At 33.0% G+C, this 14,723-nt stretch carries 18 protein-coding genes; 6 read left to right on the forward strand and 12 right to left on the reverse strand.

The window, feature by feature from the left end:
• The first annotated feature begins 1 nt into the window (after nucleotide 1).
• Both METIN_RS05735 and METIN_RS05740 read left to right on the forward strand, forming a co-directional pair.
• On the forward strand, nucleotides 2–2,515 hold the full coding sequence (locus tag METIN_RS05735) for an ATP-dependent helicase (protein WP_013100548.1): 2,514 nt from the start codon (nucleotides 2–4) through the stop codon (nucleotides 2,513–2,515).
• Nucleotides 2,512–3,135, forward strand: coding sequence for a hypothetical protein (locus METIN_RS05740; protein WP_013100549.1), 624 nt, complete (start codon nucleotides 2,512–2,514; stop codon nucleotides 3,133–3,135). The genes METIN_RS05735 and METIN_RS05740 overlap by 4 nt, the downstream gene beginning before the upstream one ends.
• On the opposite strand, the gene METIN_RS05745 is transcribed toward METIN_RS05740, so the two are convergent.
• The 6 genes from METIN_RS05745 to hepT all read right to left on the reverse strand — a co-directional run bounded on the left by METIN_RS05745 (nucleotide 3,121) and on the right by hepT (nucleotide 6,075).
• A complete protein-coding gene (locus METIN_RS05745) occupies nucleotides 3,121–3,549 on the reverse strand; it encodes a hypothetical protein (RefSeq protein ID WP_013100550.1) in 429 nt (142 codons plus the stop codon). The two genes, METIN_RS05740 and METIN_RS05745, sit on opposite strands and share 15 nt — an antisense overlap.
• A gap of 2 nt (nucleotides 3,550–3,551) precedes the next feature.
• On the reverse strand, nucleotides 3,552–4,400 hold the full coding sequence (locus METIN_RS05750) for a cation diffusion facilitator family transporter (RefSeq protein ID WP_013100551.1): 849 nt from the start codon (nucleotides 4,398–4,400) through the stop codon (nucleotides 3,552–3,554).
• The gene (locus METIN_RS05755) at nucleotides 4,397–5,143 is read right to left on the reverse strand and encodes an MBL fold metallo-hydrolase (RefSeq protein ID WP_013100552.1); all 747 of its coding nucleotides are present in this window, start codon (nucleotides 5,141–5,143) and stop codon (nucleotides 4,397–4,399) included. Before METIN_RS05755 ends, METIN_RS05750 begins: the two co-directional genes overlap by 4 nt.
• A gap of 120 nt (nucleotides 5,144–5,263) precedes the next feature.
• Nucleotides 5,264–5,662, reverse strand: coding sequence for a nucleotidyltransferase domain-containing protein (locus METIN_RS05760; RefSeq protein ID WP_013100553.1), 399 nt, complete (start codon nucleotides 5,660–5,662; stop codon nucleotides 5,264–5,266).
• The gene (locus tag METIN_RS07820; protein WP_394295972.1) at nucleotides 5,625–5,792 is read right to left on the reverse strand and encodes a HepT-like ribonuclease domain-containing protein; all 168 of its coding nucleotides are present in this window, start codon (nucleotides 5,790–5,792) and stop codon (nucleotides 5,625–5,627) included. The genes METIN_RS05760 and METIN_RS07820 overlap by 38 nt, the downstream gene beginning before the upstream one ends.
• Nucleotides 5,734–6,075, reverse strand: a complete 342-nt coding sequence (gene hepT, locus METIN_RS05765) for a type VII toxin-antitoxin system HepT family RNase toxin (protein ID WP_198002839.1) — start codon at nucleotides 6,073–6,075, stop codon at nucleotides 5,734–5,736. The genes METIN_RS07820 and hepT overlap by 59 nt, the downstream gene beginning before the upstream one ends.
• A 146-nt stretch (nucleotides 6,076–6,221) precedes the next feature.
• Here hepT and METIN_RS05770 point away from each other — a divergent pair, with 146 nt between their 5' ends.
• The gene (locus METIN_RS05770) at nucleotides 6,222–6,671 is read left to right on the forward strand and encodes an FKBP-type peptidyl-prolyl cis-trans isomerase (protein ID WP_013100554.1); all 450 of its coding nucleotides are present in this window, start codon (nucleotides 6,222–6,224) and stop codon (nucleotides 6,669–6,671) included.
• On the opposite strand, the gene METIN_RS05775 is transcribed toward METIN_RS05770, so the two are convergent.
• Nucleotides 6,668–7,921: an LL-diaminopimelate aminotransferase gene (locus tag METIN_RS05775; protein WP_013100555.1), complete on the reverse strand. Its 1,254-nt coding sequence runs from the start codon at nucleotides 7,919–7,921 to the stop codon at nucleotides 6,668–6,670. The two genes, METIN_RS05770 and METIN_RS05775, sit on opposite strands and share 4 nt — an antisense overlap.
• A gap of 95 nt (nucleotides 7,922–8,016) precedes the next feature.
• Here METIN_RS05775 and METIN_RS05780 point away from each other — a divergent pair, with 95 nt between their 5' ends.
• Nucleotides 8,017–8,340, forward strand: coding sequence for a hypothetical protein (locus METIN_RS05780; protein WP_013100556.1), 324 nt, complete (start codon nucleotides 8,017–8,019; stop codon nucleotides 8,338–8,340).
• A 1-nt stretch (nucleotide 8,341) separates the two neighbouring features.
• Here METIN_RS05780 and hisB read toward each other — a convergent pair whose 3' ends face one another.
• Genes hisB through METIN_RS05795 form a run of 3 tightly spaced genes read right to left on the reverse strand, consistent with a single transcriptional unit; the run spans nucleotide 8,342 to nucleotide 11,238 of the window.
• Nucleotides 8,342–8,920: an imidazoleglycerol-phosphate dehydratase HisB gene (gene hisB, locus METIN_RS05785; protein ID WP_013100557.1), complete on the reverse strand. Its 579-nt coding sequence runs from the start codon at nucleotides 8,918–8,920 to the stop codon at nucleotides 8,342–8,344.
• Nucleotides 8,907–9,461, reverse strand: coding sequence for a GMP synthase subunit A (locus METIN_RS05790; protein ID WP_013100558.1), 555 nt, complete (start codon nucleotides 9,459–9,461; stop codon nucleotides 8,907–8,909). Before METIN_RS05790 ends, hisB begins: the two co-directional genes overlap by 14 nt.
• 10 nt (nucleotides 9,462–9,471) lie before the next feature.
• Nucleotides 9,472–11,238 carry a S16 family serine protease gene (locus METIN_RS05795; protein ID WP_013100559.1) on the reverse strand — a complete coding sequence of 589 codons (1,767 nt, stop codon included), beginning with the start codon at nucleotides 11,236–11,238 and terminating at the stop codon, nucleotides 9,472–9,474.
• A gap of 84 nt (nucleotides 11,239–11,322) precedes the next feature.
• On the opposite strand from METIN_RS05795, the gene METIN_RS05800 reads away from it, so the two are divergent.
• Nucleotides 11,323–11,805, forward strand: coding sequence for a 4Fe-4S binding protein (locus tag METIN_RS05800; protein ID WP_013100560.1), 483 nt, complete (start codon nucleotides 11,323–11,325; stop codon nucleotides 11,803–11,805).
• A 58-nt stretch (nucleotides 11,806–11,863) separates the two neighbouring features.
• Nucleotides 11,864–12,820 carry a tetratricopeptide repeat protein gene (locus METIN_RS05805; RefSeq protein ID WP_048203424.1) on the forward strand — a complete coding sequence of 319 codons (957 nt, stop codon included), beginning with the start codon at nucleotides 11,864–11,866 and terminating at the stop codon, nucleotides 12,818–12,820.
• Here METIN_RS05805 and METIN_RS05810 read toward each other — a convergent pair.
• A complete protein-coding gene (locus METIN_RS05810) occupies nucleotides 12,817–14,037 on the reverse strand; it encodes a methionine adenosyltransferase (protein ID WP_013100562.1) in 1,221 nt (406 codons plus the stop codon). The genes METIN_RS05805 and METIN_RS05810 overlap by 4 nt on opposite strands.
• Nucleotides 14,034–14,696 (reverse strand): KEOPS complex subunit Pcc1, encoded by a 663-nt coding sequence (locus METIN_RS05815; RefSeq protein WP_048203426.1) that lies wholly within the window; start codon nucleotides 14,694–14,696, stop codon nucleotides 14,034–14,036. Before METIN_RS05815 ends, METIN_RS05810 begins: the two co-directional genes overlap by 4 nt.
• Nucleotides 14,697–14,723 lie beyond the last annotated feature (27 nt).

Below are 14,723 nucleotides of genomic sequence, written 5' to 3' on the forward strand. Positions count from 1 at the left end.
AGTGACAATAAAATACTTGGAGAGGGAGTATAGTGATGAAGAAATTTATGAGATCTTAGAAGAGCCTGTTAGAGTTTGGTTTAAAAGTAAATACAAGAGTTTTACACCTCCACAGAGATATGCTATAAAGGAGATACATGAAAAGAAAAATGTTTTAATTTGTTCTCCAACAGGTAGTGGGAAGACATTATCAGCCTTTTTAGCTGGAATTAATGAGCTAATAAAGTTGTCAATGGAGAAAAAGTTAGAGGATAAGGTTTATATCATTTATATATCTCCACTTAGAGCCTTAAATAATGACATAGAGAGAAATTTAAAAGAGCCTTTAAAAGAAATTTGTGAGACAGCTAAAAACTTAGGGATAGAGTTAGATGAGATTAGAGTAGCTGTAAGAACAAGTGATACAACAAGCCATCAGAAGCAGAAGATGTTAAAGAAGCCTCCACATATATTAATAACTACACCAGAGAGCTTAGCCATCTCTTTAAATTCACCTAAGTTCTCTCAGCTATTAAAGGATGTTAAATATGTCATAGTTGATGAGATACATGCACTAACAAATAAAAGAGGGGTTCACCTCTCTCTATCCTTGGAGAGGCTAAATAGAATATCAAATTTTGTCAGGATTGGTTTATCAGCCACTATCTCCCCACTGGAGGAGATAGCTAAGTTCTTAGTTGGAGTTGGTAGAGATTGTTATATAGTAGATGTTAGCTACAGAAAGGAGATAGAGATTAAAGTCTTATCTCCAGTTGATGACTTTATCTACACTCCAACAGAGGAGATAACCAAAAAACTTTATAGTTTATTAAAAAAGCTTATAGAAGAGCATAAAACTGTCCTTATCTTCACAAACACAAGAGGAGCTGCTGAGAGGGTAGCTTTTCACTTGAAACAGTTAGGCATTAAAGGAGTTGGAACTCATCACTCCTCTTTAAGTAGAGAGGTTAGGTTAGAAGTTGAAGAAAAATTAAAAAGAGGAGAGTTAAAGGTTGTTTGTACTTCAACCTCTTTAGAGTTGGGAATTGATATAGGAAGTATAGACTTAGTTATCCTCTTAGGCTCTCCTAAGAGTGTGGCAAGAGCCTTACAAAGGATAGGGAGGAGTGGGCATAGATTACATGAGAAGAGTAAAGGGATTATTATAGCCTTTGATAGGGATGACTTGATTGAAAATACTGTCTTAGCCTATGATGCAAGAACTGGGAAGATAGATAAGGTTAAGATTCCAAGAAACTGCTTAGATGTTCTCTCTCAGCATATTGTTGGGATGGCTTTAGAGAAGGTTTGGAATGTAGATGAAGCTTACAATTTGGTTAAAAGAGCTTACCCATACAAAGATTTAAGTAAAGAAGATTTTTTAGATGTTTTAAAATATTTATCTGGAAGTATTGAGGAGAGGAGAGTTTATTCAAAAATTTGGTTTGATGGAGAGAAGTTTGGAAAGAAGGGGAGAGCGAGGGTTATTTACTTTATGAATGTTGGAACTATCCCAGATGAAACAGCTGTTGAAGTTTATGAAAATAATAAGCTTGTTGGAGAGGTTGAGGAAGAGTTTGCTGAGAAGTTGATGAAAGGAGACATCTTTGTCTTGGGGGGGAAAACTTATAAGTTCTTAGGAGGGAGAGGAAATAGAATTAGAGTTAGGGAAGTTTATAATGAGAAGCCAACCATTCCAGCATGGTTTTCTGAGCAGTTGCCCTTAGCTTATGACTTGGCATTAGATGTTGAGAGGTTTAGAGGAGAGGCTAAAAATATTTCTATAGATGAATTAATAGAGAAGTATGAGATTGATGAAAAGGCTGGGAAAGCTATAAAGGGATATATTGAAGAGCAAGATAGATATGCAATAGTTCCTACTGAGGAAGAGATGTTAATAGAGAGCTTTGAGGAAGAGAAGAGAAGATACTATATATTTCACTTTGTAGCTGGGAGAAGGGCAAATGAGGCAATAGCAAGGGCTTTTGCTAACTATGTGAGTAAGGTTAAGAGGGCTAATGTTAGAATAATGGTTAATGACTATTCCTTTGCCTTAGTACTTTCTAAGAGTAGAAGGTTAAGTAAGGAACTACTTGGACAACTCTTTAACATTGATTTACTCTCTAACTTAAAGGAGTCAATAGAGAGAAGTGAGATAATAAAAAGAAGGTTTAGGCATGTGGCTACAAGAGGCTTTTTAATTTTAAGGAGATATTTAAATAAAAAGATAAGTGTTGAGAGACAACAGTTTAATGCTGAGGCTCTCTTAGAATACTGTAAAAAAGTAAATCATCCTTTGTATAGGGAAACAATAAGAGAGATTTTAGAAGATTACTTAGATATAGAGAATGCACTAAACTATTATGAAAAAGTAAAAGAGAGGAAGATTATTTATAAGAAGTTAAGTTCTCCTTCACCCTTTGCCTTTAACTTGGTTGTTATGGCCTCTTCAGATGTTATCTTTATGGAAGATAAGAGGAAGATGATCTTAGAGCTACATAAGAAGGTTTTAGAAGCAATAAAAGGGAAAAAATGAAGGTTGGGATAGCTACAAAGCCAAAAGATATTAATTTAAATAGTGAAATAATAAAATATTATGACTTCCATGTCATAGACTCTGAAACTGAAGACTTCATAAACTTGGAGAACTTGAAAAAAGTTATAGTTACTGTTCAAAGTAAGAGAGATAATGCTTATGAACTCTTAGAGCTTTACTCTTCCTATGATCCCTTAGCCATCTGTATAGTTTTAGGAAATAGGAAATATTTAAAAGAGCATGAGAGGAAGAAGAGGAGAGAGGTTATATTAAAAGTGATAGAGAGAGCCTTAGACCTCTTTAACAATATTTGGGTTGGCACTGAAAAGGTTGAAGATCTTGTCAAGCCAGTTATTGAAGAACATGACTTAACAGCTTTTTACCTTTATGGAGACTCTTGCTCATTAAAGAATAGAGCTATCTATGTCCCTTACTCATCCCAGCTAAAAAATAAGGAATTTATAAACAATTACTTGGAGAGAAGGAAAAGCAAGGATATAGATAAATATATTTTAAGAGATCCAAGAAAGATAAAAGAGATTTTAAGAGAAAATAAGTATTCAGTCTTTTACCCAATTGATGGAGATATTTATGAGCTCTCAAAGTTAATTAACCTGTAAAGCTAAGTTTTTCGTAAAGTTGTAAGTTTTTCCACTTATATTTATTGTTATCACTATCCTATTCCCAATATCATTAGTTAAAGTTGAGTTGTCAATGTTTACTATAACTCCATCTTCAGTTGGAGTTATACTTAAAAAAATTTCTTTATTAACTAAAACCTCTTTATTTTTTATGTGAAACCTATAGCTTAAATCTCCAATAGGCCTTAAAATATAAGTGGCTGAGATGTCCTTTGAATAGCAAGTTAACATTAAATTCTCCAAGTCATCCATTATATCATAGGCTCTATCACTAATATAGGATAAATATTGAGTGTCATTTAAGGAGAATAGTGTGAAAGCTACATAGGTGGAAACTATTGTTAGCAAGAATATAGAAAAAATTAAATCTAAAGATATTTGTCCTCTTCTCATGCTCACACCAGGTCTATATGAATATGGGCTACTTCAACATTATCCAACTTTTCCAACCTATTCTTTAACTCAGTTTCTATATCATGCATCTCCTTAGCTGATATGTTGCATGGCACTTCAACATGGACATCAACATGAACCTTAGAGCCTAAGTGATAAACCTTTATATCATGAACTCCTAAAACCTTCTCATGGGATAAAATAACTTCCCTAACTTCATTTATTAGATCTTCACTTGCTCTCACTCCTGAGAGGAGTAGGATGTTCTCTTTTGTTATATCAATTCCAGTCTTTAAAATCATTAAACTAACTACAACTCCAGCTAAGGCATCTCCAAAGTATATATTCAACTTTTCCAATATCAAGCCTATGAGAACAGCTATACTACTAAGTACATCACTCCTATGATGGTAGGCATCAGCAATTAAAATTTTATTATTTAACTTTCTTCCAATTATTAGAGAGTATTGTGTCATAACTTCCTTAAATATGATGGAGAAGATAACAACTCCAAGCATTATGGAATTAACCTCTATAGTCTCTCTTGATATAAATCTAAAAAAAGAGTCTTTTAAAAGTTCAAAGGATACAAAAATTAAAGCTATCCCTATAATTAAAGCAAAGATGTTTTCAAATCTCCTATGCCCTAAAGGATGGTCATCATCTGGAGGTTTGTTAGAGATCTTAACCCCAAAGTAACCTATAACACTTGTTATAACATCCGAGAGAGAGTGAATTCCATCAGAGAGGATAGAGATACTATTATATAGATAACCAATATACACCTTAGCAAGAGACAAAGCTATATTTCCAACAATACTAAATATTAATGGCTTCTCCTCTTCTCTCATTTAACCACCATTCCAGCACAGCCAAAGACAAAATTTTTTAATCTTGAGAGGCTACAAAGAGCTTTAAAGCCAGTGCAGTGTAAAGGAATGAATTTAAATTCTTGAACCTTTAGATATCTAAGAACTTCTTCTAAATACTCCTGAGAGGCATTTATTAAGTGAAAGCCTCCAACAACTAACCTTATCACTTCAAAGTTTTTAGCATGCTCAATAACATTTATAACTCCACTATGAGAACAGCCAGTTATTAGCCTATTTTTTGATATTAGAATTAGTTCATCTTCAACCAAATCTTTCCCTTTCTCATCTTTAAAATCTTCAGGCTCATAGTAAAACTTTCTAACAATGTCTCCTAAGACAATATTGTCCTTATCTATCCTAAACTCATCTTGTATAAAAATGACATTAACCTTATCCAATAATTTTTTAACTTCCTCTGAAACCCCTATATATCTTCCATTATAGAATCTCTTTTTTAGAGCATCCTTATGTAAAATAACTGTCTCAATTAGCTCATTTTCAATTAAATACTTTAGCCCATCTGAGTGGTCATAGTGGCCATGTGAGAGAACAAAGTAGTCAAACTTTTCCTTCTCTCCAAGTAATTTTAAGTTATGCTCTAAAACTTTTTCATCTTGCCCAGCATCAAATAGAATTCTTTTTTTCTCATCTATTAGTATAGAGAGACCATGCTGAGCCAGTAATTTACTGTTGGTTATATTATCAATAACTATTTTGATCATAAATATCTCCCATATGTGATAAATTCTTAACTCTCTTATTCTTTTGGTTGGATTACTTAAAATTTATCTTTTTCTAATAATTAATTTAAAATTATAAATCTATGCTATAATTAAAAATAGCTAATCCTGTTGCAAGATCTCCTCAATTATCTTCTCTTCTATAGGCTTGAAGTCTAAATATTCCATTAATACTTTCTCTACAAATTTCAACCTAACATCTTCATCCCTACTAATTAAAGGCTCTCCCTTAATAATCCTATATTTAAATCTTAAGGGTGTAGAATTCAAAACTTTGACATCAATAGGAAACCCTATAACCCTCTCAATCTCAGTAGAAAGCTTTAATTCATACTCTAAAAAATCTTTCACCTTATTCTCATCAACATAAACTCCAATATCTATATCTCTAAAAAAAGATGTTTCATTAAAGCTACCATAGATGTAGGCAAAGACAACCTCATCCTTTTTATCTAAAATTTTTTTAATTTTCTTCTTTATTTCTTCCCTGTTTATTGACATAATCTTTAACCTCCTTAATAAATTCATTTAAATCTGAGACATCTTTTTTTATTATTTCATAAACTTTCTTGTCATCTATTTTCCAATAAAATATGTACAAGCATGTTCCTAAATTTTGCCATATTAGCAAGCTTTTCTGATAAATTTTGAGAGATTATATTATGCTTGCCAAGAATTATAAAACAATCTGAGTAGCTATTTGGAATCTCTTTGGCTACTCTAACAACTATGTGGTTACATATAGAGATAGCTGCTTCAATTGCTACAATCAACTTATATTTTGCTGCATCTTTAATATATGGATCAGATAGAAACCTTTCTAATCCTAAATCAACTATGTTTTTAAGATCATTAAGAACCTGTTTAATCTCAGCAAGTCTTCTGTTTATTAGATCAATATCAATTTTTGACATGATTATCCCTCTCTATTATTTTCAAAATATTAAAATCTTTTAACTATAAAATTTATCTTTTTCTAATAATTAATTTGAAATTATAAATTTTGTGAAGCTTTTTATACTATAAGGAAGAGAGCTTAACCTAAAAAGAGGTTGAAATTATGATAAAAAAAGGAGACTTAGTTAAGGTTGATTACATCTTAGAGGTTGATGGTAAAGTAATAGACACTTCTATGGAAGATGTAGCTAAAGAAGAAGGAATCTATGAAGAAGGTAGGGAATATAAGCCATTAGAGTTTATTGTTGGGAATGGAGAGTTAATAGAAGGCTTTGAAGAGGCTGTTTTAGGAATGGAGGAAGGAGAAGAAAAAGAGGTTATCTTACCTCCAGAAAAAGCTTATGGAGAGAGAAATGAAGAATTTATCCAAGAGATACCTAAAGAGATGTTTAAGGATGCTGACTTTGAGCCAGAAGTGGGGTTAAAGATTTTAGCCAATGGAATACCTGCTGAAATCATAGAGGTTACTGATGATAAAGTTATTTTAGACTTTAACCATCCATTGGCTGGAAAAGAGTTAAAATTTAAAATTATTGTTAGAGAGATACTTTAAAACTCTAAGTCTAAATCTTCTAATCTTCTTTTGAACTCCTCCAATAATAAGTCTTCATACTTCTCTTCAGTTGTAGGGTTTCCATTTTCATCTCTTGCTACAAAACAGGCAGCTAATCTTAAGTATGGCCCAGCATCATCCCATGGAACTGTTGAAATCAACTTCTCCTTTATTAAATATTGTGAAAAGTCTTCTGCTGTTTTAAATTCAATTCCATTAGCTTTTTTTGGAGTCCTAACATATAAATAGAAGGTTCCACCAGGCATTTTAGCCTTGAAGCCAACATCATTTAATATCTTAACCATCTTTCTTAACCTTCTCTCATACTTCTTTCTAATTCTCTCAGTAATCTCAGGATGCTTTAAACAGTAAATCCCAGCCTTTTGGATAGGGATGAATTGACCACTGTCAAAGTTATCCTTAACTGTGGCAAAGGCTTTAATTATTAACTCATTCCCTACTAAGAAGGCTAACCTCCAACCTGTCATATTGTAAGCCTTTGAAAAGCTGTGAATTTCAACACCCACTTCCTTGGCATCCTTAACTGATAAGAATGAGAGAGGCTTGTCATCATAAACTAAAGCTCCATAAGCAGCATCATGGACAACTATCACATCATTCTCAAAGGCAAAATCTACAACCTCTTTAAAGAACTTCTTAGTAGCTTTAGCTCCAGTAGGATTATTTGGATAATTTAGATAGAGCATCTTAGCCTTCTCTCTAACCTCTTTTGGAATATTCTCAAGATCTGGAAGGAAGTCATTTTCTTCTAACAATGGTAAATTATAAACCTTCCCTCCATACCACTCAGCATGAGTTCCCATTACAGGGTAACCTGGAACTGTCATTAGGCAAATGTCTCCTGGATTTATGAATGCTGAAGGTAAGTAAGCTAAGGCGGACTTTGAGCCTATTGAGTGAATAACCTCATTTACAGGATCTATGTCTTTAACTCCATAAACCCTTTCCATATACTCAGGAACAGCATCTTTTAACTCCTGTATCCCATTGTCAGCATAACCTCTATTTTCCCATTTCTTAGCTTCTTCATATAAAACCTCTATAACCTCTGGGTCAGCCATCTCATCTGGCTCTCCAACACCCATATCTATTAATTCCATATCTGGATGCTTCTCCATAGCCTCTTTCTTAGCTCTCTTTATCTTCTCAAATTTGTAAATAACCTCTTCCTTCCCAAACTTCTTTCCTCCTATTCTCTCAGCAAATAAATTTTGAATAAAGCTTTCCAATCTCTCACCTCCTAAGACTTAAATAGATTAATTATAGCAAAGTATAAAAAATTTATTTTACTTTTAAAACTTAAAAATTTTGAGGTTAAAAAATGATGAAAACACTTAGATACAATAGAGATAAGGTTATAAAAACAAGTAAAGAGATGTTCCCACCAGAGAAGTGTGAAAGATGTGGAAGATGCTGTATAATCCATGCATATAAAACAGAAGATGGCTTAAAGCTAATTTACTGTGAACACTTTGACCCAGAAACTAAGTTATGTAAGGTTTATGAGGATAGATATAAATATAATTGCCTAACCATCTTAGAAGCTATCTTAGCCCATGTCTTTCCTAAGGATTGTCCTTTTGTTAGAAACATTGAAAATTATGAGGAGCCTAACTTTTACAAGTATTTGAGAGAGAAAGAGGAATAAATTATAGCTTAACATCTCCTTTAGTACTAACTACTCCCTTTCTCTCATCTATTTTTGTTGCCATGTCTAAGGCTAAGCCAAAGGCTTTAAAAAGAGCCTCTACCTTGTGATGCTCATTTTCTCCAATAACTTCATAGTGTATATTTAAAAATCCATAACTTGCCACTGATTGAAAGAAGTGATTTATATTTTCAGTTGATAGAGACCCAAGATATTCTCTTTTTGGTATATAGTTAGAGACTAAATAGCTTCTTCCACCCAAGTCTATGCTTACAGTAGCCCTTGCCTCATCCATAGGGACAATAGCCCAGCCAAATCTGAAGATGTTTTTCCTCTCTATCTTAGAGAGAGCTAAGCCTAAGCAGATGCCTACATCTTCAACTGTATGATGGTCATCAACATCTAAATCTCCCTTAACCTTTACAATGAGATCAAAGCAACCATGCTTAGCAAAGGAAGAGAGGAGATGATCAAAAAATCCTATTCCTGTGTCTATCTTATACTTCCCAACACCATCAATATTTATTTTTAAGTAGACACTTGTTTCTAAGGTTTCTCTTGCCACTTCATAGACCCTCATAGCAAACCCTACAGAAGTTCTTTAATATCTCTGAGCCATATTCAGTATGAGCCACTTCAGGGTGAAATTGAACTCCATAAATCTTTTTTTCCTCATGCTTCATAGCCTCAACCTTACAGATGTCTGAGTGGGCTAAAACCTTAAAGCCCTTAGGAACCTTTTTAACCTCATCCTTATGTGATGCCCAAGCCTTAAACTTCTTGGGAATTCCTTTAAATAGATCATTTTCTTCATCAACATAAATCTCTGTTAAAGCATATTCCTCAGCTTCAGCTCTTCCAACCTCTCCACCAAAGGCTAAGGCTATTAATTGGTGCCCTAAGCATATTCCTAAGATAGGGACTTCAGCTTTTTTTATGATTTCTATACAGTTCTTCCCCTTCTCAATATCTGGCCCACCACTAACTATTATTCCCTTCACATCCTCAAGCTCTTCCAACTTTACAGTGTTGGGAACTATCTTAGAAGGAACATTAAGATATCTTAAACTTCTATATATCCTATGAACATACTGCCCTCCATTGTTTAAGATGTAAATCATTGTCCCCCTCTTAAGCTTTAACTTTTCTAAACATGTAGCCACCAACAAAGCCTATTAGGACAGATATTATTGAAGTAACTACACTATTAACCAAGTTATTATTATATTCTCTAACCTCTAAGAAGTTTCCATGAATTTCATAAGTTTTTGGTAGCTTAATTTTTTCAAGCTTTATGAGATCAAGATCCATTTGAGCATAGTATGAAGAATATTTATAGTAAAGAGCCTTTGTTATCTTATCATCTAAGTTATTAGCATATTCATAGTAACTGAGAGCTGAGATTGGAACTATATTGTATTGCTCAACCAAATTTATTTTATTTCTTGCATATTCCTTAATATAGGTGGTTTCATTCCCTATCATAACTAATGGAAGCTCAGCCTTAACTGATGCATCTATACACTTAGCTATAGTTAGAAGATAATCACCATTTTCATAGGCATCTTTAGCATCTTTTATATCTTCCTCAGCTCCACTAAAGTCTATGCTTGGAAAGAGAGTTTCAACATAGGTTGTTAAAGTCTCTGAGAAGGATAAATATTGCTGAGCTAAATATTTAACTTTATTCTTGTCTATTATATCTCCTTCACTGTCATTCATTAAGCTTAGCCACCACATTGCACTATCTCCTCTAAGCTTGGCAAAACTTCCATAGTAAAGAGCTGAGTCAAAGTCTCCATTATAATAACTTTTCCAAGCCAAGTCTAAATAATTATTAGCCTCAAAGATTCTCTCCCTTGCAGCTAAGAGAATCTCAAAGTTATCATAGGTTAAATTCTTACTGTAGATCTTTTCCTTATCTTTGAATAACTGAGTCTCTATTTCATTGAGATAATCCTTTAACTCAAGCTCTCCATTTAAATACTTAGTTAGCTTATCTAAATACTCTAATTGAATTAAAGCATTAAAAGCCCTTGAAGTTGCTGAGTAATAGTCTCCTTTTAAATACTCATCATTAGCTTTATTTAAAAGAGCCTTGGCATTCTTTAACTTCTCTAAAACTATAGATTGATAACCAATAGGATATAAAGTACTCTCAACCTCACTTTTAACTTCCTCATACTTCTCATTACTCTCCTTTAATATCTTGTCAGCCAAGTTTTTCATAATTTTTTTATACTCTTCTTCAACCTTTGGATTTTGAGGATACTTTTTCATCTCAATATCTTTCCCAGTAAAGTATTTTAAAGCTTGGTAGATATTTGAAACCTCAATAACTTTAACTCCTAACCTCTTACCATAGGCTACAGCATCAATAATTTTTCCATTGTAGTTAACATACCTTTGCCCTTTAGGGATTAAGAAGATTGTACAGTTAGCCTTTTTAGCAGCCTCTATTTTTTCTAAGATTCCACCTACTGGACCAATAGAGCCATCAGGGTTTATCATTCCAGTCATCATAACATTCCTATTTAAACTCCAATTCATCAACTCTGAAACTATTCCAACTGTCATAGTTCCTCCAGCTGATGGACCTCCAACAATTGGAACATCACTTCTTACTGAGATGTAGACATTGTAATTATTAGGATTCTTCCCAGTTATTTCACAGGCAACTTTATAAGCTATTCTTGCAGAGCCTTGCATATCTAACTGGGTTAGTGGTAGAGTGTCCATATAGACATTTCCTGAACCTTTACCAACTTTAATATCTATAGTTATAGGAACTCCAACATAGCCAGTTGAAGTTTCAGAAACAGCTGGAGCCTTTATTAACACTGCAAAGCTTTGAGATAGTAAAACAAGGAGAGCTAAAAGGACAATATACTTTTTCATGATAACCCCCTTTAGAATTTTTTAAGAGAATATTAAATAAGATCATAGAATAAAAAAATTATTATTAATATGAAGGTTGGAACTATGAGAGAATATATAGAAATAGTTTTAACTGGAATCTATGAAAATTTGGAGAGAATTTTATTAGGCTCAGGATGTGTAACAGATAAAGAGATGAGAAAGAAAATTTTAGAGGGAAAAATAGAGCTTCCAAAGAGTGTTTTAGAAGAGCTTTGTATTGGCTGTGAAGGTTGTGCAAATGTTTGCCCAACAAAGGCTATAGAGATGGTTAAGGTAGAGCCGGTTAAGATTACTGAGAATTATGTAAAGGATAAGGTTCCAAAGATCAACTATGAGAAATGTGTTTATTGTTTTTATTGCCATGACTTTTGCCCAGTGTTTTCAGTATTTGCTGAGCTCTCTCCAATACATCCAAGAGATGTAGGAGAGAAAATAGAAATAGATTTAAAAAAGCTCTTAGAGAAAAAGGTTGACATTCCTGAAGAACAACTATTAAGGATATCTTCAATTTTATCAATCAATTTGAAAAAAATAATAAATAAATGATGGAAAGTTATATAAATTTATTTCACTTTACTAAGGTAAAAATGCTTAAGTGAACTTCATGAGCTTAACAGAGTTGAAAAAGAGCTTAGAGGTTATAAAAGAATTAATTGATGCTATTGAATATGCTGATAAAGGGGAAAATAAGAAAGCTATTGAGTTGTTAAACTCTATCCTAAAGAAGGATCCAGAGAATTTTTTAGCAAACTACATATTAGGAATTATCTATAAGTTAGAGGGTGACTTTGAAAAGGCAAATGAATGCTTTGAGAAGATCTTTTTAAATAACTTTTCTCAACTCTCATGCAATAACTTGATCTGTGTAAACTTCATCTTAGGAAATGCCCATAAAGTTCTTTACTATGCTGAAAAGTTAGAAAAAACTAAGAAAAAATGTGTTTGTGTCTCAAACTTTCATAAGGCTTTAATTTATATGGAAAGTATGGAATATGAGAAAGCTCTTGAAGAGCTTGATAAACTACTTGAAGTGAATAATAAATTTATCCTTGCCTGGAGATTTAAAGCTGAAATTTATAAAAACTTGGGTAGATTTGAAGAGGCTTTAACATGTATTGAGAAGGTTATAGAACTTGGAGGAAAAAACTCAGCCAGCTGGATGCTAAAAGGGGAAATTTTAGAGAACTTAGGAAAGTTAAAAGAGGCTTTAAAGGCTTACTATGTTGCTCTTGAGTTAAATAAAAATTTAAAATTTCTATATAAGAAAGTTGGATATCTTGAACTCACCCAAGGAAATTACAATGAAGCCATAAAATACTTAGGAGAATACTTAAACAACTATAAAGATGTTGAGGGAAAGTACTACTTAGCTTTAGCTTATGAAAAAACAAAAGATTATAAGAAAGCTCTTGATCTCTATAGTGAAGTGATAGAAGAGCTTGAGAATAAAAAGATAAATGAAGTTATCTTAACCAACTCTCTAATAAGGAAGGCTAAGCTCTTAGAAATTCTTGGAAAATTAGAAGAAGCTCTAGAGCTTTACAACAAGGCACTAAATTAGAAAGTGCTAACCTTATTTTCTAAGATTAACTTCTGAACCTCCATAATGTTGTCAAGCCAATTATTTGCTATCTCTTCAGCTTTTTTCTTTATCTCATCAAAGTTATAGTTGTCATCAACAATTAACTCTATATCTAAAGCCTTAGGCTCATTTATTGGCTTTCCAATTTGGCTTAAGATTCTTACATAAACCTCTCTAACTCCTTCAATCTTAGCTATGTCATTAGCTATTAAGTTAGCCAATATATTGTATATCTTACCAACATGATTAACTGGATTCTTACCACTTGCAGCCTCCATACTCATAGGTCTAAATGGAGTTATTAGCCCATTGACCCTATTCCCCCTACCAACAGAGCCATCATCTCCCATCTCAGCAGAGGTTCCAGTAACTGTAATATAGACAGAGCCATTCTCATAGTCATCTGCAGTATTTATATAAATCTCTACATCATAGCCATCAGCTATTTTCTTAGCAAGCTCCCTTACTTTCTCCCTAACCTTGTTAATAACCTCTTTATACTCCTCTAAGTTTTTCACATACTTATCAACAACTGCCATAGCTATAGTTAATTTTATCTTTTTCCCCTCTCTTAGCCCCATAACTTTAATATCCTCTCCAACTGCTGGAATCTCTTTCTTTAGCTCTTCACTATTTAAAAATCTCTCTGTTTCTAAGACCAATCTTTCAGTAACTGAGAGAGGAGCATAACCAACTCCAAAGGATGTATCATTTGCCAATGGAACTTTATTTTTCTGTCTCTCAAAGACATCTATTAAGTCAGAACTTCCCTGACCAATTCTACAGTCAATGATAACATCTTTTTCAACATCTAAGTTTCTTAAAACCTTCTTTAAGTGTTCCTTTGCAGCTTTAATAGCTACAGTACCAACAGGTAGCTTTATAACTTCTCCATTCTCCTTAATAATTTGAGTTGTAGCCCTTCCAGAGAGTAAAATATAGATTGGAGAAACCATTTCTCCTCCACCAAATCTTGGGTAAGCATGGCCTCCAACAACTTCAACTTGGTCAGTGTTGTGGTGTAAAATAGTGTTAAATTTCTCTATATACATCTTACATAAGGCTCTACTAACACTCTCAGCTATTCCATCAGCTAAGGAATCTGGATGTCCTAACCCTTTTCTCTCAACTATCTCAATCTCTTGCTCATCTATGGGCTTGCAATTTAACTTTTTAATAAATATATTTCTCTTCACTCTATCACCTTATACATTCTTAACCAATCTTTAATGATAACATCTTTTTTAAACCCTAACCTTTCATAAAACTTTTGCCCCTCTTTATTCTCAACCCCTACCCAAAGCTCTATAAAGTCTCTCCCTCTTTTCTTAGCATATTCAATAGCTTTATTTATTAAAAGCTTTCCAAATCCTCTACCTCTATAGTCAGGATCAACAAAGATCTCATGAATTTCAGCAACCTCCCTTTTTTCAATGTTGCTAACCCAGTTACAATCAACCCCTATAAAGCCTATAGGTTTATTACAATACTCTAAGACTAAGAACCCATCCTCATCTCTCTTCATGAGCCACTTAAAATACCACTTAGCCCATCTCTTCTTTTTATAGTAATATTTGTCAAACCCTCTATAAGCTTTATAATAAAGCTCTAAAAAAGTTTCTAAGTCTTCTGGCTTAACCTTCCTAATTTTAATAATTAGCTGATAAGTTTTTAATGCCACATCTAAGCATCTAAAAAAGTCATCCAAAGTAGCCTTTAAAGAGCCTATGTTTTTGGTTTTTATATGTATTTCATCATTAACCTCAAATAAAAAGTCTTTCTCTTTGTAGTTATCTATACTTAAAGCTTCTTTAACCTCTTTAGGAATGTTTAAAAATAGCTTAGCCTCTATCATAACTACCATTGATTAATTTAATTTTTT

The organism is Methanocaldococcus infernus ME, assembly GCF_000092305.1.
In the GTDB taxonomy this organism is placed as follows: Archaea; AGJL01; Methanococci; order Methanococcales; family Methanocaldococcaceae; genus Methanocaldococcus; species Methanocaldococcus infernus.

Coding starts and splice junctions, on each gene's coding strand:
- METIN_RS05740 (WP_013100549.1), top strand. CDS start 2,512: ATGAAGGTTGGGATAGCTACAAAGCCAAAAGATATTAATTTAAATAGT.
- METIN_RS05745 (WP_013100550.1), bottom strand. CDS start 3,549: ATGAGAAGAGGACAAATATCTTTAGATTTAATTTTTTCTATATTCTTG.
- METIN_RS05750 (WP_013100551.1), bottom strand. CDS start 4,400: ATGAGAGAAGAGGAGAAGCCATTAATATTTAGTATTGTTGGAAATATA.
- METIN_RS05755 (WP_013100552.1), bottom strand. CDS start 5,143: ATGATCAAAATAGTTATTGATAATATAACCAACAGTAAATTACTGGCT.
- METIN_RS05760 (WP_013100553.1), bottom strand. CDS start 5,662: ATGTCAATAAACAGGGAAGAAATAAAGAAGAAAATTAAAAAAATTTTA.
- hepT (WP_198002839.1), bottom strand. CDS start 6,075: ATGTCAAAAATTGATATTGATCTAATAAACAGAAGACTTGCTGAGATT.
- METIN_RS05770 (WP_013100554.1), top strand. CDS start 6,222: ATGATAAAAAAAGGAGACTTAGTTAAGGTTGATTACATCTTAGAGGTT.
- METIN_RS05780 (WP_013100556.1), top strand. CDS start 8,017: ATGAAAACACTTAGATACAATAGAGATAAGGTTATAAAAACAAGTAAA.
- hisB (WP_013100557.1), bottom strand. CDS start 8,920: ATGAGGGTCTATGAAGTGGCAAGAGAAACCTTAGAAACAAGTGTCTAC.
- METIN_RS05790 (WP_013100558.1), bottom strand. CDS start 9,461: ATGATTTACATCTTAAACAATGGAGGGCAGTATGTTCATAGGATATAT.
- METIN_RS05795 (WP_013100559.1), bottom strand. CDS start 11,238: ATGAAAAAGTATATTGTCCTTTTAGCTCTCCTTGTTTTACTATCTCAA.
- METIN_RS05800 (WP_013100560.1), top strand. CDS start 11,323: ATGAGAGAATATATAGAAATAGTTTTAACTGGAATCTATGAAAATTTG.
- METIN_RS05805 (WP_048203424.1), top strand. CDS start 11,864: ATGAGCTTAACAGAGTTGAAAAAGAGCTTAGAGGTTATAAAAGAATTA.
- METIN_RS05815 (WP_048203426.1), bottom strand. CDS start 14,696: ATGATAGAGGCTAAGCTATTTTTAAACATTCCTAAAGAGGTTAAAGAA.